The 20,373-nt window shown below is 66.6% G+C and carries 17 protein-coding genes; 9 read left to right on the top strand and 8 right to left on the bottom strand.

Annotated features, from left to right (window positions below; translation table 11 throughout):
• Positions 1 to 98 precede the first annotated feature (98 nt).
• Together UB43_RS01845 and UB43_RS01840 are read left to right on the top strand one after the other, a co-directional pair.
• A complete protein-coding gene (locus UB43_RS01845; protein WP_045207816.1) occupies positions 99 to 1,163 on the top strand; it encodes a metallophosphoesterase in 1,065 nt (354 codons plus the stop codon).
• A 91-nt stretch (positions 1,164 to 1,254) separates the two neighbouring features.
• Positions 1,255 to 3,318: a bifunctional diguanylate cyclase/phosphodiesterase gene (locus tag UB43_RS01840; RefSeq protein WP_045207814.1), complete on the top strand. Its 2,064-nt coding sequence runs from the start codon at positions 1,255 to 1,257 to the stop codon at positions 3,316 to 3,318.
• Positions 3,319 to 3,323: 5 nt separating this feature from the next.
• On the opposite strand, the gene UB43_RS01835 is transcribed toward UB43_RS01840, so the two are convergent.
• Complete coding sequence (locus UB43_RS01835; protein ID WP_045208865.1) at positions 3,324 to 4,190, bottom strand: LysR substrate-binding domain-containing protein; 867 nt, start codon at positions 4,188 to 4,190, stop codon at positions 3,324 to 3,326.
• 123 nt (positions 4,191 to 4,313) lie between these two features.
• On the opposite strand from UB43_RS01835, the gene UB43_RS01830 reads away from it, so the two are divergent.
• The 3 genes from UB43_RS01830 to UB43_RS01820 are packed head-to-tail and all read left to right on the top strand — an operon-like array spanning position 4,314 to position 6,647.
• Positions 4,314 to 4,949 carry an ankyrin repeat domain-containing protein gene (locus tag UB43_RS01830; RefSeq protein WP_045207812.1) on the top strand — a complete coding sequence of 212 codons (636 nt, stop codon included), beginning with the start codon at positions 4,314 to 4,316 and terminating at the stop codon, positions 4,947 to 4,949.
• A 25-nt stretch (positions 4,950 to 4,974) separates the two neighbouring features.
• Positions 4,975 to 5,430, top strand: a complete 456-nt coding sequence (locus tag UB43_RS01825; RefSeq protein ID WP_045207811.1) for a nucleoside deaminase — start codon at positions 4,975 to 4,977, stop codon at positions 5,428 to 5,430.
• Positions 5,431 to 5,438: 8 nt separating this feature from the next.
• Entirely contained in the window at positions 5,439 to 6,647 is a 1,209-nt protein-coding gene (locus tag UB43_RS01820) for a CynX/NimT family MFS transporter (protein ID WP_045208864.1), read from the top strand.
• Between the two features lie 113 nt (positions 6,648 to 6,760).
• Here the strand turns inward: UB43_RS01820 and UB43_RS01815 are convergent, their stop codons facing one another.
• The 6 genes from UB43_RS01815 to UB43_RS01790 all read right to left on the bottom strand — a co-directional run bounded on the left by UB43_RS01815 (position 6,761) and on the right by UB43_RS01790 (position 15,004).
• Complete coding sequence (locus tag UB43_RS01815) at positions 6,761 to 6,961, bottom strand: hypothetical protein (protein WP_045207810.1); 201 nt, start codon at positions 6,959 to 6,961, stop codon at positions 6,761 to 6,763.
• Between the two features lie 117 nt (positions 6,962 to 7,078).
• Positions 7,079 to 7,273, bottom strand: a complete 195-nt coding sequence (locus tag UB43_RS01810) for a hypothetical protein (protein ID WP_045207809.1) — start codon at positions 7,271 to 7,273, stop codon at positions 7,079 to 7,081.
• A gap of 267 nt (positions 7,274 to 7,540) precedes the next feature.
• The gene (locus UB43_RS01805) at positions 7,541 to 8,968 is read right to left on the bottom strand and encodes an efflux transporter outer membrane subunit (RefSeq protein ID WP_045208861.1); all 1,428 of its coding nucleotides are present in this window, start codon (positions 8,966 to 8,968) and stop codon (positions 7,541 to 7,543) included.
• 5 nt (positions 8,969 to 8,973) lie between these two features.
• On the bottom strand, positions 8,974 to 12,177 hold the full coding sequence (locus tag UB43_RS01800) for an efflux RND transporter permease subunit (RefSeq protein WP_045207808.1): 3,204 nt from the start codon (positions 12,175 to 12,177) through the stop codon (positions 8,974 to 8,976).
• Positions 12,178 to 12,287: 110 nt separating this feature from the next.
• Positions 12,288 to 13,523 carry a multidrug efflux RND transporter periplasmic adaptor subunit MexE gene (mexE, locus tag UB43_RS01795; protein ID WP_045207807.1) on the bottom strand — a complete coding sequence of 412 codons (1,236 nt, stop codon included), beginning with the start codon at positions 13,521 to 13,523 and terminating at the stop codon, positions 12,288 to 12,290.
• Positions 13,524 to 14,089: 566 nt separating this feature from the next.
• Positions 14,090 to 15,004, bottom strand: a complete 915-nt coding sequence (locus UB43_RS01790; RefSeq protein ID WP_017517481.1) for a LysR family transcriptional regulator — start codon at positions 15,002 to 15,004, stop codon at positions 14,090 to 14,092.
• Between the two features lie 313 nt (positions 15,005 to 15,317).
• Between UB43_RS01790 and UB43_RS01785 the strand changes: the two genes are divergently transcribed.
• The 3 genes from UB43_RS01785 to UB43_RS01775 all read left to right on the top strand — a co-directional run bounded on the left by UB43_RS01785 (position 15,318) and on the right by UB43_RS01775 (position 19,467).
• Positions 15,318 to 16,337, top strand: a complete 1,020-nt coding sequence (locus UB43_RS01785) for a zinc-dependent alcohol dehydrogenase family protein (protein WP_045207806.1) — start codon at positions 15,318 to 15,320, stop codon at positions 16,335 to 16,337.
• 416 nt (positions 16,338 to 16,753) lie between these two features.
• Positions 16,754 to 17,212: a (2Fe-2S)-binding protein gene (locus UB43_RS01780; protein ID WP_045207805.1), complete on the top strand. Its 459-nt coding sequence runs from the start codon at positions 16,754 to 16,756 to the stop codon at positions 17,210 to 17,212.
• 11 nt (positions 17,213 to 17,223) lie between these two features.
• A complete protein-coding gene (locus UB43_RS01775) occupies positions 17,224 to 19,467 on the top strand; it encodes a xanthine dehydrogenase family protein molybdopterin-binding subunit (RefSeq protein ID WP_045207803.1) in 2,244 nt (747 codons plus the stop codon).
• 71 nt (positions 19,468 to 19,538) lie between these two features.
• On the opposite strand, the gene ptrC is transcribed toward UB43_RS01775, so the two are convergent.
• The gene (gene ptrC, locus UB43_RS01770; protein ID WP_045207800.1) at positions 19,539 to 19,736 is read right to left on the bottom strand and encodes a type III secretion system co-regulatory protein PtrC; all 198 of its coding nucleotides are present in this window, start codon (positions 19,734 to 19,736) and stop codon (positions 19,539 to 19,541) included.
• 206 nt (positions 19,737 to 19,942) lie between these two features.
• Between ptrC and UB43_RS01765 the strand changes: the two genes are divergently transcribed.
• Positions 19,943 to 20,278: a ribonuclease E inhibitor RraB gene (locus tag UB43_RS01765; protein ID WP_024762270.1), complete on the top strand. Its 336-nt coding sequence runs from the start codon at positions 19,943 to 19,945 to the stop codon at positions 20,276 to 20,278.
• The last annotated feature ends 95 nt before the right edge of the window (positions 20,279 to 20,373 follow it).

Raw genomic sequence — 20,373 nt, 5'->3', positions numbered from 1 at the left:
CTTGTTGCCTGCATGTATAGGCGACATTTCGTTAACGCGGAATTAACCTTTGCGATGCTTCACTGCATCCCTCGCCCGGTATTCCCCTGAGGGTTGCCATGTCCGCCCGCCTGCCTGCGTCTCGTCCTGCCTTCCCGCGCCGCCGCTACCTGCTGCTGGCGCTGCTCGTGCTGATCCTGGTGGCCGGCTGCCTGGCTGGTTTCATGGTGCTGGTTCCGCCGCCGCCCTACACGCCCTTGCCGGGCCAGGACCCCGCGCAGGTCACCCTGCTGGCGCTGGGCGACCAGGGCAGCGGCGACCTGCAGCAATGGCGCGTGGCCGAGGGCATGGAGCGTGTCGCCGAGAACGAAGGCGGGGTGAACATGGTCCTGCTGCTGGGCGACAACTTCTACGGCAAGACCCTGAGCGGCATCGACGACCCGGCCTGGCAGCTCAAGTTCGAACGCGTCTACCACGGGCGCTGGCTCAGCCGCGTGCCGTTCTATGCGGTGCTGGGCAATCACGACTACCCGGATTCCGCCGCCGTCGAGCTGGACTACGCCCGCCAGCGCGCAGGCTCCGGTCGTTGGCAGATGCCGGCGCCTTTCTATACCCGCGACTTCGGTGAGCTGGACGGGCGCCCGCTGTTGCGCGTGGCCTTCCTGGACACCAATGAAGATGCCGGCGGCCGCCAGCGCCAGGCTGACTTCCTGCAGCGAGCGTTCTCCCGGCCGGGCCCTGCGCCGTTGTGGAAGATGGTGGTGGCGCACCATGCGATGCGCAGCAGCGGTGGCAAGCACGGCGATGACGATGCATTGCTGCAGCAACTGCTGCCGGCGATGCAGCGCAGTGGCGTGGACCTCTACCTGTCCGGCCACGAGCACAACCAGGAGGTGCTGGTTCGCCCCGGCGAGCCGGCCTGGCTGGTGTCCGGTGGCGGCGGCCAGACCCTCGACGGGCTCCGGCCGGCCGAGCCGGCCGATGGCACGCTGTTCGCCGTCGAGCAGCACGGCTTCGCGCGCCTGGCCTTCTCCGCGCAAGGCCTGCAACTGGCCTATTACGACCCGCAGGGCAAGCGCGAGCGGGATTTCCGCTGGGCGCGGGGCTGTGCGGGGATGGCCCGGGACTGCCTGAAACAGGACGATGGTGCGCAGTTGGCGACGAACAGGGCCACTGGCCAGTAGTTGCGGGGCAGGGGATTTCGATAGAATCCCGGACTTTTGCGCGCAGGGATCGCGCGAGCCCTTCAGCGCCTGAGCGCATCAGAGAGCCCCCATGCTTGCCGGTAGTTACGATCCCGCCCTCGTCCTGATTTCGCTGTGCGTCGCCATGCTGGCGTCCTACACGGCACTGGATCTTGCCGGGCGCATCGCGACCACCCGCGGCTGGCCGGTGCTGCTGTGGATCGGCGGTGGCGGGGTGGCCATGGGCATCGGCGTGTGGTCGATGCACTTCATCGGCATGCTCGCCTTCAGCCTGCCCATCCCGCTGGGCTACGACCTCACCCTGACGCTGCTGTCGCTCGCCCTCGCCGTGCTCAGCTCGGGCTTCGCCCTGGCGCTGGTCAGCCAGGACCGGCTGCCGCTCTGGCAACTGATCTGCGGCGCGCTGGCCATGGGCGCCGGGATCAGTTGCATGCACTACCTGGGCATGTACGCGATGCTGATGCAGCCGGGTATCGACTACGACCCGACGCTGTTCGGCCTGTCCCTGCTGATCGCCGTAGCGGCTTCCGGCGCGGCCCTGTGGATCGCCTTCAAGTTGCGGCAGAACACGCCCTACGTACGCCTGGCCCGTGCTGGCGCGGCGCTGGTCATGGGCGTGGCCATAGTCGGCATGCACTACACGGGCATGGCGGCCGCGCGCTTCCCCGAGGGCAGCTTCTGCGGCGCGTCCCCCAGCGGGCTGGACAGCGACTGGCTGGCGCTGCTGATCATCATCGTCACCCTGGCGGTGATCGGCATCGCGCTGCTCACCTCGGTGCTGGATGCACGCCTGGAGTCGCGCACGGCGCAGCTCACCTCGTCGCTGGCCCAGGCCAACCAGGAACTGACCCAGCTCGCCCTGCACGACAACCTCACGCGCCTGCCCAACCGCATCCTGCTGGAAGACCGCATCGAGCAGATGATCGGCAAGGTGCAGCGTGGCGGCGGGCATTTCGCGCTGATGTTCCTCGACCTCGATGGCTTCAAACCGGTCAACGACGCCTTCGGCCACCATGTCGGCGACCTGCTGCTCATGGCCGTCGCCCAGCGCCTGCGCGACAGCCTGCGCAGCGAAGACACCGTGGCGCGCATTGGCGGCGACGAGTTCGTGGTGCTCGCCGAACTGGCCGAAGCCGAGGACGCGGTGACCGTCGCCGGGCAGCAGATCAGCCTGCTGGCCCAGCCGTTCCAGGTCGCCGGGCAGGAGCTGCGCATCGCCGCCAGCATCGGCATCGTGGTCTATCCCGGCGACGGCGCCAGCCAGCACGAATTGCTGCGCAACGCTGACGCGGCGATGTACCACGCCAAGGGCAACGGCAAGAACGGCTACAGCTTCTTCGAGCAGTCGATGAACACCAACGCGCGCAACCACCTGCAGCTGCTGCACGATCTGCGCGCGGCCCTGGATCGACACGAATTCACCCTGCATTACCAGCCCAAGTTCGCCGCCAGCGGCGAGCCCATCGGCGCCGAGGCGCTGCTGCGCTGGCAGCATCCGCAGCGCGGCCTGCTGATGCCCGATACCTTCATCGCCCTGGCCGAGCGCACCGGGCTGATCATCCCCATCGGCGACTGGGTGCTCGACGAGGCCTGCCGGCAGATGCGCGAGTGGTACCTGCAGGGCCATGAAAGCTGGCGGGTGGCAGTGAACCTGTCGGCGCTGCAGTTCTGCCATGCCGCCCTGGTGCAGTCGGTGGCCGACGCGCTGCAGCGCCACCAGTTGCCGGCGCGCTGCCTGACCCTGGAAATCACCGAGACCACGGCCATGCGCGATGCCGACTCCAGCCTGGAAATCCTTGGCAAGCTGTCGGACATGGGCGTGGACCTGTCCATCGACGACTTCGGCACCGGCTACTCCAGCCTGCTGTACCTCAAGCGCCTGCCGGCCAATGAACTGAAGATCGACCGTGGCTTCGTCCGCGACCTGGAGCAGGACAGCGACGACGCCGCCATCGTCTCGGCCATCGTCGCCCTGGGCCAGGCGCTGGATCTGCGCATCGTCGCCGAAGGGGTGGAAACCTCCGGCCAGCAGAACTTTCTCACCCGGCTGGGCTGCGATTCGCTGCAGGGCTTCCTGCTCGGCAAGCCGGTGCCGGCCGAGCAGTTCCTCGAGCGTCTCGGTACACCGGCCTGAGCCCTTCAGTCTTCCGGCGCAATCGCTGCGAGCTGCGCGCACAGTTCGCGCAGTTGCTCGCACAGGCTGCGCCCGGCGCTGCCCAGTTCCGGGCGCGCATATAGCGCCAGTTCCAGTCCCTCGATGGGGGCGAAACCTTCCTCGGCGCTCAGCACGCGGTGGCCTTCGTGGCGGCCGCGCAGGGGGAGCAGGCTGACGCCCATGCCGGCTGCCACCGCCGCTGAAAGACTCGCCAGGCTCGCGCTGCTGTAGCTGATGCGCCAGCGCCGACCGCTGGCTTCCAGGGCGTGGATCATCTCCTGGCGATACAGCGCACCCAGCGGAAACACCACCAATGGCAGCGGATCACGGGCGGCGGCGGGGGTGGCGGCGCTGTCCTGCCAGGCCAGGGGTTCGGGCCAGTGGGCGAGGCAATCGCTGTCCGCGCCCCATTGCTTGACCAGCGCCAGGTCCAGTTCGCCGCTGCGGTACTGGCGCAGCAGTTCCTGGCTGAGGCCGCTGGAGACTTCCAGGCGCAGCCTCGGGCGTTCCGTGCTGAAGGCTGCCAGCAGCGGCATCATCCGTTCGCCGGCGAAGTCCTCCGGCATCCCCAGGCGCAGCACGCCCTCGCTGTGCTCGCTGCTCAGCGCCTCGCGCGCTTGCGAGCCCAGTTCAAGGATGCGCCGCGCGTAGCCCAGCAGCCGTTCGCCCTGTTCGGTGGGCAGCACCTGGCGCTGGCTGCGGTCCAGCAGCCGGCAGTCCAGGCTCTGTTCCAGCCGCAGGATCTGCTGGCTGACGGTGGACTGGGTGAGGTGCAGCAGTTCGGCGGCGCGGGTGAAGTTGCCGGCGTCCACCACCATCACGAAGCTGCGCAGCAGGTTGGGGTCAAGCATCATGATTACCACTGAAAGTCATGTTTCTATTTAATTTCAGCATAGAACATCGCTCCGTCATACTGCATCGGCTCATTGATAGAGAGTGATTCGAGGCACGACAGCCATCACGGAGGAGCGCCCATGGATATGCCGACTGTCCAGACCGAAGACGTGCACAGCCGTGCCGCCGCGCAAGCCCTGCTGGGTGCCGCCAGCGCAGGTGACGAAGCCGAGGTCGCGGCGCTGCTCAAGCGCGGCGTGCCGGTGGATGTGGCCGACGGGCAGGGCAACACGCCGCTGCTGCTGGCCACCGCCCGCAACCATGTGGAAGTCGCGCGGCGGCTGATTGCCGCTGGCGCCGACGTCAACCGGCAGAACCGCATCCACGACAGCGCCTACCTGCTGGCTGGTGCGGCGGGGCGCCTGGATATCCTCCAGCTGACCCTGGCCCACGGCGCCGACCTGCGCAGCACCAACCGCTATGGCGGCACGGCGCTGATCCCGGCCTGCGAGCGCGGCCATGTGGAAGTGGTAGCGACCCTGCTCAAGGCCGGCGTCGATCCCGACCACGTCAACAAGCTGGGCTGGACCGGGTTGCTCGAAGCCATCCTGCTCAGCGACGGCGGCCCGCGTCACCAGGCCATCGTGAAACAACTCATAGAAGCCGGGGCGAATCTGAACCTGGCCGACAACGACGGCGTCACGCCGCTGCAACACGCCCGCCAGCGCAACCAGACCACCATCGCCAGGATGCTGGAAGTTGCCGGCGCGCATTGATCGAACCGATTCGCTGGAAACTGCCATGTCACACGAAGTCTTCATGCGCGAGGCCCTGCAACTGGCCCGCGACAACATCGAGGCCGGCGGCCGCCCGTTCGGCGCCGTGCTGGTCAAGGACGGCCGGGTGATCGCCCGAGCCGCCAACGCCATCCACGTGGATTTCGACCCCACCGCCCACGCCGAGCTGCTGGCGATCCGCCGTGCCTCGGCGGTACTGGGCATGTCGCGGTTGGACGGCTGCGTGATCTACGCCAGCGGACACCCATGCCCCATGTGCCTGGCTGCCATGCACCTGTGCGGCGTGGAGGGCGCGTACTTCGCCTATTCCAACGACGAGGGCGAGCCGTTCGGGCTGTCGACTGCCGCCGTGTACCAGCAGATGACCCAGCCGCCGCAGTGGCAGTCGGTTCCGCTGCGTGTCCTGCGTCCCAGCGGTGAAGAGGGTCTTTACAACCATTGGCAGGAGCAGCGCTCGTGAGCCGCGGCATGACCCTGCCGGCGCCGGGCGAAGCGGCGGAGCAGAGCAGCCACGCCGGCTGGATCGGCCTGCTGGTGATAGTCGCGCTGGGCATCAACCTGCGACCGATCCTCACCTCCATCGGCCCGCTGCTGGCCGATATCCACGATGCCACCGGCCTGGGCTTCCAGGGCCTGTCGATGCTGACCGTGCTGCCCGTGCTGTGCATGGGCCTGTTCGCCCTGGGCCTGCCGTGGGTCGGCCCGCGCCTGGGTGAAAGCCGGGGCATGGTGCTCGGCCTGCTGGCCATCGGCGCGGCCTGCTTCTGGCGGCTGCTGCTGGACAGCGGCTTCGCCCTGATCGCCAGCGCGGTGCTGGCGGGCTGCGGCGTGGCGGTGATCCAGGCGTTCGTGCCGGGCGTGATCAAGCGCTGGTTCCCGCACAAGGTGCCTTCCGCCATGGGCCTGTACTCGGCATCGCTGATGGCCGGCGGCGGTAGCGCGGCCGTGCTGGCGCCGGTGGTGTCGGAGCACTTCCACCGCTGGCAGGACGGCCTTGGCGCCTGGCTGCTGCTGGCCGTCGTCGGACTGCTGCTGTGGTCCGTCGCCCGCCCGCGCGAGACGCCCGTGGCCGTGCCGCCCAGGCAGAAGGTGCAGCACTATTTCGGCAGCCGCCGCGCCTGGCTGCTGGCCCTGTACTTCGGCCTGATCAATGGCGGCTACACCAGCATGGTGGCGTGGCTGCCGGTGTATTACCGTCAGCTCGGCTGGACGGCCCAGGCCAGCGGCCAGCTGATCGGCCTGATGACCATCTTCCAGGTGATCGCCGCGCTGACCATCCCGCTGCTGATCCGCCGTTCGCTGGATCGCCGTGGCTGGCTGTGCCTGTGCCTGCTGATCCAGCTCGCCGGCTTTGTCGGGCTGATCTGCGCGCCGCTGCACCTGCCGGGCATCTGGGTGGCGATGATCGGCTACGGTCTGGGCGCCTGCTTCGCCCTGAGCCTGACGCTGACCCTGGACCACCTCGCCGACGCCGGCGCAGCCGGGCGCCTGGCGGCCTTCGTGCAGGGAATCGGCTTCATCGTCACCGGCATCGTGCCCTACGTCACCGGCGCCCTGCGCGACAGCACCGGCAGCTTCCAGGCTTCCTGGGTCCTGCTGGCGGTGTCGGTGGTGCTGATGCTGGGCGTGACGTTGCGTTTCTCGCCCAGGGGGTATGCGCGGGCAATGGAGAAATAGGCGAAATTCAGCGTTGTCGGAGGCCAATCGCGGACGGATTCCGCTCCCACCGGTGTTTCAGGCCTGCGTGGGAGCGGACTCCGTCCGCGATCGCTTCCAGGCGAGGGAGACGGTTAGACCGACGTCGCGATATAGATGCGGTAGGCGATGATCGACAGCATGCTCAGCGTGCCGACCCACATCAGGAACACCCCCACCGGACGCTGGCGGATGGTGAAGCCGATGCCCAGCATGAACATGCCGAAGACGATGATGCCGAGGGTGATGAAGAGGGACGTGGGGTCCAGCGGGATGAAGTGGGCAGTGGCGTCCACGGCGTGTCCTTGTCTGAAAGATCCGATATAGAGAGTCTAGGCCAGAGTAGGACCGAACTCCTTTGATCCCTGGCAAGCCGGTCCGGATCATAGCGGCCCGGGGCGCTCAGCCCAAGCTCAGGTCTCCAGCAGGAGCCGGCCCTTGCCCGTGAGGGCAATCTGCAGGCCGCGCAGTTCGGCGAATCCGAGGTGCACCAGCAGCCGCTTCAATTGAGGGTGGATGACATCGCCGCGCCTGATGCCGAGGAGGAGCTGGCACAGCTCGGAGTCGCTGGAGGGGGGTGGACATCTCTCAACCTCGTTGTTGGGCACGGAGCGGACTTCCCTGATTCCTGATGTCAGTGGATTCTGAATTCGAATCAGCTTCAGCTTATTTTCGTTTGCTATCGGAAAATACTGATCGATATCTAGGTTTCTGACAGATTCTCCAACTTGCGCCCTTTGGGCTTGCCTTCCTGCGGCACAAAGTGACGGGCTGCGCGGGAACTGCCTGGCGGCGGGCATAAAAAAGCCCCGCGGTCCGGAGCGTCAGACCGCAGGGCCAGAACGGTCGGGAGATTCCCGACCGGGGAGGATCGATCAGGCCGCCGGCGTCGGCTGCCAGCCGCCGCCGAGGGCCTTGTAGATCGCCACGATGCCGCGGTACACGTCGACTTCCGCCAGGGCCTGGGCGTCCTCGGCGGCGAGTTGTTCGCGCTCGGCGTCCAGCAGGTTGAGGAAGTCCACGGTGCCTTCGCGGTACTGCAGGCCGGCTTGCTGTGCGGCGTTGCGGCTGGCTTCGGACTGGCGCACCAGCGAGACCAGGCGCTGCTGGCGCTTGCCGTAGTCGCTGAAGGCGTTCGACGACTCTTCCAGGGCCAGCAGGACCTGCTGCTCGTAGGTCGCCAGGGCGCCGTCGGCGTCCGCCTTGGAAGCGCGCAGGCGGGCCCGCACGCTGCCCAGGTCGAAGGCCGCCCAGGTGATGCTCGGGGCGACGCCCCAGGCGCTGGCGGCGGACGAGCCGATCTGCGAACCACGGCCGGCGGTGTAGCCGAGGAAGCCGCCGAGGCTGACTTTCGGGAACAGGTCGGCGGTGGCCACACCCACGTCCGCGGTCGCGGCAGCCAGGCGGCGTTCGGCGGAGGCGACGTCCGGCCGGCGGCGTAGCAGCTCGCTCGGATCGCCGATCGGCAACGCCTTGGCGATGGCCGGGAGTTTCTTCGGCGACAGGTCCACGCTCAGCGCGTCCGGGCGCTGGCCGAGGAGGGTGGCGATGCGGTTGCGCTGGCGCACTTCCTCGGCCTGCAGTTGCGGCACGCTGGCTTCGGTGGACGCCAGGCGCGCTTCGGCGCGTTGCACGTCCAGCTCGCTGCCGACACCGGCGTCGCGCAGCTGGATGGTCAGGTCGCGGGACTCGCGCTGGTTGTCCAGGTTGCTCTTGGCGATGCTCTCGCGCAGTTGTGCACCGCGCAGTTGCCCGTAGGCATCGGCCAGCTCGGCGATCAGGCTGACCTGCAACTGCTGCAGGTCGGCCACGGTCGCTTCACTCAGCGCGTCGCTGGACTCCAGCTGGCGGCGCACGCGGCCGAACAGGTCGACTTCCCAGATCATGTCCAGGCCTAGGTCATAACGCTCCTGGTTGACCCGGTCCTCGGTCTGGCCGGGCACCTGGCCCTTGCCGACCTGGCCTTCGGCGCGGCTGGTGACCGTGGGGAAACGGTCATTGGCCACATCGTCGCGGATCGCCCGCGAAGCCAGTACGCGGGCATAGGCCACGCGCAGCTCGCGGTTTTCCTTGAGCGACTGCTCGACCAGCTGGGTCAGCACCGGGTCGTCGAACTGTTTCCACCAGGCGTCTTCGTAACGGCTGCGGTCGTAGTTCTTCGCCTGGGCATTGCTGTCCAGTTGGGCCGGCGCAGTGTCCGGCTTCTGGTAGTCGGGGCCGACCATGCACGCGCTGAGGGCCAGCGCGAGCAGGGAGGGGACGAACAGTTTCACGGCACTCTTGCTCACAGCATTGATGGTCATGACGCTCATGCCTGATGGGCCTCGTTATGGTTCGTGTGGCTCAGGGCAGCACGCGCCTGCTTCTTCGCTTCACGGGCTTCCATGAAGCGGCGGATCAGCACATAGAAGACCGGGGTCAGCAGCAGGCCGAAGAAGGTCACGCCGAGCATCCCGGAGAACACTGCGACACCCATGGCATGGCGCATTTCGGCGCCGGCACCGGACGACAGCACCAGGGGCACCACGCCCATGATGAAGGCGATGGAGGTCATCAGGATCGGCCGCAGGCGCAGGCGGCAGGCTTCCAGCACCGCGCTCAGGCGGTCCATGCCTTCGTCCTGTTTATCCTTGGCGAACTCGACGATCAGGATCGCGTTCTTGCACGCCAGGCCCACCAGCACGATCAGGCCGATCTGGGTGAAGATGTTGTTGTCGCCACCGGACAGGATCACACCCGCGATGGCCGACAGCAGGGTCATCGGCACGATCAGGATCACCGCCAGCGGCAGGCCCCAGCTTTCATACAGCGCGGCCAGCACCAGGAAGGCGAGCAGCACGCAGAGCGGGAACACATAGATCGCGGAGTTGCCGGCGAGGATCTGCTGGTAGGTCAGCTCGGTCCATTCGTAGGTCATGCCATTGGGCAGCTCCTGCTTGAGCAGGCGCTCGATGGCGGCCTCGGCCTGGCCGGAGCTGTAGCCCGGTGCGGCGGCGCCGTTGATCTCGGCGGTGATGAAGCCGTTGTAGTGCATCACGCGGTCGGGGCCGGCGGTGTCGCTGATCTTGATGAAGGTGGCCAGCGGGACCATTTCACCCAGGTTGTTGCGCACCTTCAGCTGGCCGATCTGCTCGGGTTCGAGACGGAACTGCTGCTCGCCCTGGACGTTCACCTGGTAGGTGCGGCCGAAGCGGTTGAAGTCGTTCGCGTACAGCGAGCCCAGGTAGACCTGCAGGGTGTCGAAGATGTCGCTGATCGCCACGCCGTGGGTCTTGGCCTTCTCGCGGTCGATGGCAGCGTCCACCTGCGGCACGTTCACCTGGTAGCTGGTGAACACCGACATGGGGTTCAGCTCCGGCAGCGCGCGGGCCTTGTTGAGGATGTTCTGGGTCTGTGCGTAGAGCTCCTCGTAACCGGCGTTGCCACGGTCCTCGATCTGCAGGCGGAAGCCACCGATGGTCCCCAGCCCCTGTACCGGCGGCGGCGGGAAGATCGCGATGTAGGCGTCCTGGATATCGGCGAACTGCTTGTTCAGTTCGGCGGCGATCTCGTTGGCCGACATGCCCGGCCCCTTGCGCTCGCTGAAGTCCTTCAGCGGGGTGAAGACGATGCCGCTGTTGGGGCTGTTGGTGAAGCCGTTGATCGACAGGCCGGGGAAGGACACGGTGTGCTCGATGCCCGGGTGCTTGCCGGCGATTTCCGACATGCGCTTGATCACCGCTTCGGTGCGGTCCAGCGTGGCGGCGTCGGGCAGTTGCGCGAAGGCCACCAGGTACTGCTTGTCCTGTTGCGGCACGAAGCCGGTCGGGGTGCTGGAGAAGCCCAGGTAGGTCAGGCCGATCAGGCCCGCATACAGCAGCAGCGCGATGGAGCTGCCGCGCAGCACGCGGGTGACGGTGCCGACGTAGCCATGGCTGGCGCGGTCGAAGAAGCGGTTGAACGGACGGAACAGCCAGCCGCCGAGCAGCTTGTCCAGCAGCACCGAGAAGCGGTCCTTCGGCTCGTGGTGCCCCTTGAGCAGCACGGCGGACAGCGCCGGCGACAGGGTCAGCGAGTTGAACGCGGAGATCACCGTCGATATCGCGATGGTCAAGGCGAACTGCCGGTAGAACTGCCCGGTGAGGCCGGAGATGAACGCGGTGGGGATGAACACGGCGCACAGCACCAGTGCGGTGGCGATGATCGGCCCGGTCACTTCCTTCATGGCGCGCTTGGTCGCCTCGATGGGCGTGAGGCCCAGCCCGATGTTCCGCTCGACGTTCTCCACCACCACGATGGCGTCGTCCACCACGATGCCGATGGCCAGTACCAGGCCGAACAACGACAGCGCGTTGAGCGAGAAGCCGAAGGCGTGCATCACCGCGAAGGTGCCGATCAGCGACACCGGCACGGCGGCCAGCGGGATGATCGAGGCGCGCCAGGTCTGCAGGAACAGCACGACCACCAGCACCACCAGGATCAGGGCTTCGAACAGGGTGTGCACCACCGCTTCGATGGAGCCGCGAACGAAGATGGTCGGGTCATAGACGATGGAGTAGTCCACGCCCTGGGGGAAGTCCTTCTTCAGCTCGGCCATCTTCTCGCGCACCAGGTTGGAGATGGCGATGGCGTTGGAGCCGGGACGCTGGAAGATCGGGATGGCGACCGCCGGCTGGTTGTCCAGCAGCGAACGCAGGGCGTACTGGCTGGAGCCGAGTTCGACGCGGGCGATGTCCTTCAGGCGGGTGATCTCGCCGTCCGGGCCGCTGCGGATGATGATGTTCTCGAACTCTTCCTCGGTGACCAGGCGACCCTGGGTGTTGATCGACAGCTGGAAGCTGGTGTCGCTCGGCGAGGGCGGGGCGCCGAGGGAGCCGGCGGCCACCTGGCGGTTCTGTTCGCGGATCGCGGCGACCACGTCGGTGGCGGTCAGGTTGCGCGAGGCGACCTTGTTCGGGTCCAGCCAGACGCGCAGGGAATAGTCGCCCATGCCGAACAGCTGCACGTCGCCCACACCGTCCAGGCGCGCCAGCTCATCCTTGATGTTGAGGATGGCGTAGTTGGACAGGTAGAGCATGTCGTAGCGGTTATCCGGCGAGGTCAGGTGCACGACCATGGTCAGGTCGGGCGAAGCCTTGTCGACGGTGATGCCGATGCGGGTGACTTCCTCGGGCAGCTTGGGCTGCGTGCGGGTCACGCGGTTCTGCACCTGCACCTGCGCGTTGTCCAGGTCGGTGCCCAGGGCGAAGGTGATGGTCAGGGTCATCTTGCCGTCGGCGGTGGACTGCGAGGACATGTAGAGCATGTTCTCGACGCCGGTGATGGCCTGTTCCAGCGGCGCGGCGACGGTCTCGCCGATCACCTTGGGGTTGGCGCCGGGGAAGTTGGCGCGCACCACCACGGTGGGCGGCACCACTTCGGGGTATTCGCTGATCGGTAGCTGGAACAGCGAGATGGCCCCGCCGATCAGGATGATCAGCGAAAGCACGGCGGCGAAGATCGGCCGCTGGATGAAGAATTGCGAAAAGTTCATGGCTGGTTCCTGTCGCGAACGCTGCGGTTCGCCAAACCCGGGACAAAGGTCACCCAAGGCCCTGGTGGGACAGGGCCTGGTAGAGCGGTTCAGGGATTACGGGTTACGGGTCAGCCGCGCGGCGCGCCCGGCTTGGCGGATTTCTCGGCCACCTTCGGCGCCTCGAAGCTCTCCAGCGCACGACGCTGGTTTTCGAGGTTGGCGAGGGTTTCCTTGCTGGCCATCTCGACACCCTGGGCATCGACCTGGGCGCCCGGGCGAACCCGTTGCAGGCCGTTGACCACGATGCGGTCACCCTTCACCAGACCGTTGCGAACGATGCGCAGGCCTTCGAGTTTCGGGCCCAGCTCGATGCCGCGGTATTGCACCTTGCTGTCCTTGTCGAGTACCAGCACGAACTTCTTGCCCAGGTCGGTGCCGACCGCTTCGTCCTTGATCAGCGCGGCGGGGTAGGTGCCGCTGCCGACCAGCTTGATGCGGGCGTACAGGCCGGGGGTGAACTGGTTGGCGTCGTTGTCGAACACGGCGCGGCCACGGATGGTGCCGGTCTTCGGGTTGACCTGGTTGTCCAGGAAGTCCAGGCGACCCTGGTGAGGGAAGCCGTCTTCGCCGGTCAGGCCCAGGTACACCGGGCTGGTGCCGCGGGCGTCCGGGCCGCCCTTGCGGGCGAGGTCGACGTACTTCAGGTAGACGCGCTCGTCGGCGTCGAAGTAGGCGTAGACCTTGTCGGTGGAGACCAGGGTGGTCAGCACGCTCTGGCCGCTGTTCACCAGGTTGCCGGCGGTGACTTCGGCGCGCGAGACGCGGCCGTCGATGGGCGCGGTGACCTGGGTGAACGACAGGTTCAGGCGGGCGTTGTCCAGCTCCGCCTGGGTCGCGGCGACCACGGCTTTCGCCTCGGTGGCGGCGGCGGTGCGGGCGTCGGCGAGTTCCGCGGAAATCGCGTTGGTGGCGCGCAGGCGATCACCGCGCGACGCCTCGTTGACGGTACGGGTCTGGTTGGCGCGGGCCTGTTGCAGCTGGGCTTCCAGGCGATGGACCTCGGCCTGGAACGGCCGCGGGTCGATCTGGAACAGCAGGTCGCCTTTCTTCACCAGCGCGCCTTCGCGGAAGGCGACGCGGTCGATGTAGCCGGAGACGCGCGGACGCAGTTCGACGGACTCCGGAGCCTCCAGGCGGCCGGTGAACTCGTCCCATTCGTTGATCGGTTGTTCGATGACGTCCGCCACGCTGACCTTGGGGGCGGCCATGTTCTGTGCCGCCTCCTGGCCCTTGCCGCAGGCGCTGAGAACCAGCACGGCGGCCAACGCCAACGGAATACGCAAGGTGTTCAGATTTCGCTCCATGGAAAAGACTCCGGCGATCTAATTGGTTTTGGGATTTCTGATGGAGCGGAGTCTGCGCAAGGGGGCGCTCGGGCACTAATCGAACGAGCAGATTTTGATTATCACGCGCAGTGATAAATGCTTTTGCACTATGCGCAGGAATAGATAGAAGGAGTGGGCACGGGGATTGCCGTGAGCGCGCTGTACCCCATGTCCATGCGGACTTTTCCGCGATGATATTGCTTGTGGTCGTGTATTTCTGCGCCGCCTCGGCGTGCGCGCGGGCTTCCTGTTTCGCCCCCTCGGGCGACCTACTTTGGCAAACGACGGATGGCCGCCCCACCCAAAGTAGGCAAAGGTCTTGCCCCGGACATCTGGTTTTTCGCTTAGGCGAAAAATTCCCTCGTTGAACGGGGCCGTTCGGAGCGCGCGGATATTTCTCTGGAAGTCTTCAAAAGCCGGAGCGGCTTTTCGTAGGAGCGAGCTTGCTCGCGAACCGCCTGACGTCAATGTCCACCTGTAGGAACGGGCCATACCCGCGATTGCGCGCATGGCGCGCTCCTACAGGTTGAATCCGGCGTCGACCGTCACAGGCTGTCGGGGTCACCCACGAACATGGTGATCCGCGAGCGCAGCCAGCGCTCGGCCGGGTCCTGGTCCTGGGCGCCGCGCCAGACCATGGACAACTCGGCCAGACGGGTGGGGAAGGGCGGCTCCTCGGCGCGCAGGCCGCCGGCGGCGGTGAGTGCCAGGGCCACGTACTCGGGCACGGTGGCGATGATGTCGGTGCCGGCCAGCAACTGGGCGAGGCCGACGAACTGCGGCACGGCCAGCACCACCTGGCGCTTGCGGTCCATCTCGGCGAGGGTCTGGTCGACGAAACCGTCCAGGTCGCCGGCGTAGGACACCAGCGCGTGCGGGCGCGCGCAGTAGTCATCGAGGGTCAGTGCGCCGGGAATCGAGTCGGCGCGCAGGATTTTCCAGGTGCTGCGGCGCAGGGTCTTGCGCTTGGCGTTGGCCGGCAGCTCGTCGGTGTAGCTCACGCCCACGGAGATTTCCCCGGAGGACAGCAGCTGTGGCATCAGCAGGTAGTTGGCGCGGCGCACCACCAGGGTGATGCCCGGCGCCTCGGAGCGCAGGCGGCGCAGCAGCGGCGGCAGCAGGCCGAACTCCACGTCATCGGACAGGCCGATGCGGAACACCGCCTTGCTGGTGGCCGGGTCGAAGTCGGCGGCGCGGCTCAGGGCGGTGGAGATGGAGTCCAGCGCCGGCGAGAGGTGGCCGAAGATTTCCTGCGCCCGCGCGGTGGGTTCCATGCTGCGCCCGGTGCGGACGAACAGCGGATCGTCGAACAGACCGCGCAGTCGCGCCAGGGCCGCACTGATCGCCGGCTGGCCGAGGAACAGCTTCTCGGCGGCGCGGGTCACGCTGCGCTCATGCATCAGCGTCTCAAAAACGATCAACAGGTTGAGATCAACCTTGCGTAGGTCGTTGCGGTTCATAGGGACTCCCTGGCGATGGGGGAAAAGTGGGGCCGAGCGTGTCCTGAGTCAAGTCTGTCAGATAAGTCCTTGATCAATTTCCACTTTTTTAATGAGAATCTCGCCCCGGCAGTGTGGTCAGACTCTGTATGAACAGAGCCGCCGCGGCCCCTCCCGCAGCCCCGTCGCAGAGCCTTGCAGCCGCGCCGGACAAGGCTTTCAACGCGGGCCGAATCATCGGCGTTTATGTCAATTATCAATGGTGAACGGTGGCGTCACCCCTAAAGCCCGGATAGAGTCCGTGGCTATGAGCACTACTAAGGCGAGGTATGTGATGTCCCGCATGATCCGTTTCCACCAGTTCGGTGACGCCTCGGTCCTGAAGATCGAGGAAATGCCGACCCCGCAGCCGGGGCCGGGTGAAGTGCTGGTCCGTACCCAGGCACTGGGCGTCAGTTGGCGCGATGTGCTCTGGCGGCAGAACCTCGCCCCGGATCAGGCCAAGCTGCCGGCGGGCATCGGTTACGAACTCTCCGGCATCGTCGAAGCCGTGGGCGAGGGGGTTGAAGACCTCGAGCCCGGCGTGGCGGTGGCCAGTTTTCCGGCGAACTCGCCGAACCTGTACCCGGCCTGGGGCGACCACGTCATCGTGCCGCGCACCTCGCTGACCCGTTATCCCGAGGTGCTGACCCCGGTCGAAGCCGCCGTGCACTACACCGGCCTGCTGTATTCCTACTTCGCCCTGGTGGAGTTGGCGCAGATCAAGCCCGGCCAGCGCGTGCTGATCACCGAGGCCGGTCATTGCCTCGCCCCGCAGGCGGTGCAACTGGCCAAGGCGCTGGGCGCCCAGGTGATCGCTACCACCAGCCACGAGGAAACCCGTGAGTTCCTCAAGGGCCTGGGGGCGGACAAGATCATCTACACCGAGGAGCAGGACCTGGTGCTGGAAGTCGAGCGCTTCACCAAGGGTGAAGGCGTGGAGATCGTCCTCGACCAGTGCGCCGGCCCGCAGATGAAACTGCTGGGCGACGTGGCGGCTCCGCGCGGCAAGCTGATCCTCTACGGCATCAACGGCGGCAACGACGCAGCCTTCCCGGCCTGCGCCGCGTTCAAGAAGCACCTGCAGTTCTACCGTCACTGCGTGCTGGACTTCACCGGGCAACCGGAGATCGGCCTGACCCGCAACGACGAAGCCGTGCAACGGGCGCTGACCGCGATCAACCAGATGACCGCCGACCAGTTGCTCAAGCCGAGCATCGACCGGGTGTTCGACTTCGCCCAGTACCACGACGCCAACTACTACATGGAAACCTGCCCGGGCGGCGGCCGCGTAGTGATGAAGATGCCGGAGTGATCCGCCATCCGTGAGGCGAGAAAGCCACTCTTCGGAGTGGCTTTTTTGTGCGCGGGAATCCCGGTATCCCTGTAGGAGCGAGCTTGCTCGCGAACCTTCGTTTTTGTGCGGTGTGGCCTGAAGCCGATCGCGGACTCCGTCCGCGATAGCTCACCGCCAGCGCTAGGCCATCCCAGAGCTGTACCTGTCGGTTGCAGTACCACGGAATAGAGCCGCCTATACGCCGCTACACCCTTTGCAGTATCAGGCAAGCCTACGGAGAACCAGGCAAACCGCTCGGCGCCTTCCTCGCGTATCGTCGCGGCACCGGCCGGCCCCTGCGCCTAGGCTGAATCCATTGCGTGTCGGAGCCATTGCGCTTCGCTCCATTTCAAGACCCTGCTTTTTATCACCCAGTGAAAGAGGTGAATTTCCTGATGATTACCGTGAACCTGAACGGCAAGGACCACCAGCTCGACGCCCCCGGTGAGATGCCGCTGCTCTGGGCCATTCGTGACGTCGCCGGGCTGACCGGCACCAAGTACGGCTGCGGCATGGCGCTGTGCGGCGCCTGCACCGTGCACATCGACGGCCAGCCCACGCGCTCCTGCGTCACCCCGCTGGCGGCGGTGGCCGGCAAGAAGATCACCACCATCGAAGCGGTGGCCGAGCAGGCTGCGGGCAAGGCCGTGCAGGACGCCTGGCGCAAGCTCGACGTGGTGCAGTGCGGCTACTGCCAGTCCGGGCAGATCATGTCGGCCACCGCGCTGCTGGCCTCGAACAAGAAGCCCAGCGACGCCGACATCGACGCTGCCATGAGCGGCAACATCTGCCGCTGCGCCACCTATGCGCGGATCCGCGCGGCCATCCACGACGCCGCCCAGACCCTGGCCTGAGGACCGACACCATGCTCGAACCCCGTATCGACCAACTGCCGGCCGAGGCCGGCAGCATCCTCAATGTCAGTCGCCGCAGCTTCCTGCGCGGCGCCGGCGGCTTGGCCCTGGGCATCTACTTCGCACCGCTGCTGGGCAAGCTGGGCGATGTCCAGGCGGCCAGTGATTTCGAAGCGAATGCCTTCGTTCGTATCGCCCCGGACGGCACCGTCACCGTGATCGCCAAGCATGTGGAAATGGGCCAGGGCAGCTACACCGGCCTGGCCACGCTGGTGGCCGAGGAGCTGGACGCCGACTGGAGCCATGTGCAGGTCGAAGGCGCACCGGCTGACGCCAAGCGCTACGCCAACTTGGCCTTCGGCAACCTGCAGGGCACCGGTGGCAGCAACGCCATGGCCAACTCCTTCGAGCAGATGCGCAAGGCCGGCGCCAGCGCCCGCGCCATGCTGGTCGGCGCGGCGGCGGAGCAGTGGAAGGTGCCCGCCGAGCAGATCCAGGTGCAGAACGGTGTGGTCAGCCATGGTCCGTCCGGGCGCAAGGCAAGCTTCGGCGAATTGGCCGAGGCGGCGGCGAAGCAGCCGGTGCCGGCGGATGTGAAACTCAAGGAGCCGAAGGACTTCAAGCTGATCGGCCAGGTGTCGCTGCCGCGCAAGGACAGCCCGTCCAAGACCGACGGCACCGCGCAGTTCACCCAGGACGTGCACCTGCCGGACATGCTGGTGGCGGTAGTCGCCCACCCGCCGCGCTTCGGCGGCGTGCCGGCCAAGGTCGATGCCAGCAAGGCCAAGGCCGTGCCCGGCGTAGTCGACGTGGTGCAGTTTCCGGGGAGCGAGCGCCGTTTCGCCGGTGTTGCCGTGCTGGCGAAGAACACCTGGGCGGCGCGCCAGGGCCGCGATGCATTGCAAGTCGAATGGGACGAGAGCAAGGCGTTCAAGATGGGCAGCAAGGAAATCTTCGCCCAGTACCGTGACATGGCCAGCAAGCCGGGCCTGGTGGCGCGCAACGACGGCGATGTCGCCAAGGCGCTGGAGAAACCGGCGCACCTGATCGAGGCGGAATACCAGTTCCCCTACCTCGCCCATGCCGCCATGGAGCCGCTGAACTGCGTGGTCTTCCTCAAGGAAGACGGCTGCCAGATCTGGAACGGCGAGCAGTGGCAGACCGGCGACCAGATGTCGGTGGCGCAATTGCTGGGCCTGCAGCCCGAGCAGGTGAGCATCACCCAGCTGTACGCCGGCGGCAGCTTCGGCCGCCGCGCCAATCCGCATTCGGACTACGTGCTGGAAGCGGTCGCCATCGCCAAGGCCGCCCGCGAGCAGGGCGTGAAGGTGCCGATCAAGATGGTCTGGACCCGCGAGGACGACACTCGCGCCGGCTACTACCGTCCGGCCTTCCTGCACCGCGCGCGGTTGGCGGTGGACGCCCAGGGCAACCTGGTGGGCTGGGAGCAGCGGCTGGTGGGGCAATCCTTCATCGTCGGCACGCCGTTCGAGAAGTTCATGGTCAAGGACGGCGTCGACAAGATTGCCGTCGAGGGCGCCGCCGACCTGCCTTACGCCGTGCCCAACCTGCGCGTCGAACAGGCGCTGACGGAGAACGTTACCGTGCCGACCCAGTGGTGGCGCTCGGTGGGCCATACCCACACCGCGTTCTCCACCGAAACGCTGATCGACGAAGCGGCCATCGCTGCCAAGCAGGACCCGTACGAGTTCCGCCGCAAGCTGCTGGAGAAACACCCGCGTCACCGTGGTGCGCTGGAGCTGGTGGCGCAGCGCGCCAACTGGCTGGCGCCGCTGGAGAAGGGCAAGGACGGCGAGCAGCGTGGCCGTGGTATCGCCGTGCACGAGTCGTTCGGCAGCTTCGTCGCCCAGGTGGTGGAAGTGACCTACAAGGCCGACAAGAGCTTCAAGGTGGACCGCGTGGTCTGCGCGGTGGATTGCGGCCTGGCGATCAACCCGGACGTGATCAAGGCGCAGATGGAAGGCGGTATCGGCTTTGCCCTGTCCGCGGCGCTGCACAGCGCCATCACGCTGACCGACGGCAAGGTCGACCAGTCCAACTTCCACGACTTCCAGGTGCTGCGCATCAACGAGATGCCGGTGGTCGAGGTGCACATCGTGCCATCGGCCGAGCCGCCGACCGGTGTCGGTGAGCCCGGCGTGCCGCCGCTGGCGCCGGCGCTGGCCAACGCGCTGTTCGCGGCGACCGGCAAGCGCGTCCGCACCTTGCCGATCGGCAATCAGCTACAGGCGTGATGCCCGGCTGGTAACACAAATGCCCCGCACGAGCGGGGCATTTGCTTGGCAGGGTCTAAACTTTCCCGAGATCAGGCGACCAGGGCCTGCTGTTCGTGCCCTTCGCAGATTAGCTCGCGCAGCACCCGGCGTTCTTCGGGCAGGGTGGCGGCGCTGTGCAGGGCCAGGCCGCCTTCCTCGTCGGGTACGGCGATCTGGGTCTCGAAGTGCAACTGCACCTCGTCCAGGGTGATGTAGGTGATGCGGTATGCCGCCTCGGTGCTGTGCATGGTCGCAGGCTCGATGTGGGAGGGCGCAGGCCCGATGGAGGCATCGTCGCGCCGGGCGGGCGAGGGCGGAAGTGAAACACCGTGATGGTGAACATCACCAAAGGCGATGCTGCCGGCGAGATTTTCCGGCATCTGTCATGCAGGACGGGTATCCTGCGCGGGCGTGCCCAAAACGGGCATTTTGTAAATCGAACTGGAGCAGTGACATGAGCCGCGACAAGCAGCTTTTCCCGGAAGACGAAATCGGCGATGCCCTGTGGGCCCTGCAGGAAGACGGCGAAGACCTCTCCCTCGAGCATGAGGTGGAGTTCGCGGTGATCTTCCCGGACGAGCAGTCCGCCCTGGACTTCGCCATCATGCTGCTGCAGAACGGGCAGAAGGTGGCGTACTCCGAGTACGACGGCAACGACAAGCTGCCCTGGCAGGTCCTGGCCTACCCGGTGATGGAGCTCTCCCACGAGCACATCAGCGGCTACGCGGCGCTGCTGTCCGAGCACTCCGCCGACCTGGGCGGTCAGATGGACGGCTGGTCGGCGCTCTGATCGGCTGATGCCTCATGAAAAACGGCGCCTTCGGGCGCCGTTTTTCTTGTGGGGCTGGCAATGTGTTCGGTGCCCATCGGTAGGAGCGGGCCATG

Source organism: Pseudomonas sp. 21 (assembly GCF_000955805.1).
Lineage (GTDB): Bacteria > Pseudomonadota > Gammaproteobacteria > Pseudomonadales > Pseudomonadaceae > Pseudomonas.
Note: the sequence above shows the minus strand (reverse complement) of the source record. Positions and strands in the feature narration are given on the sequence as shown.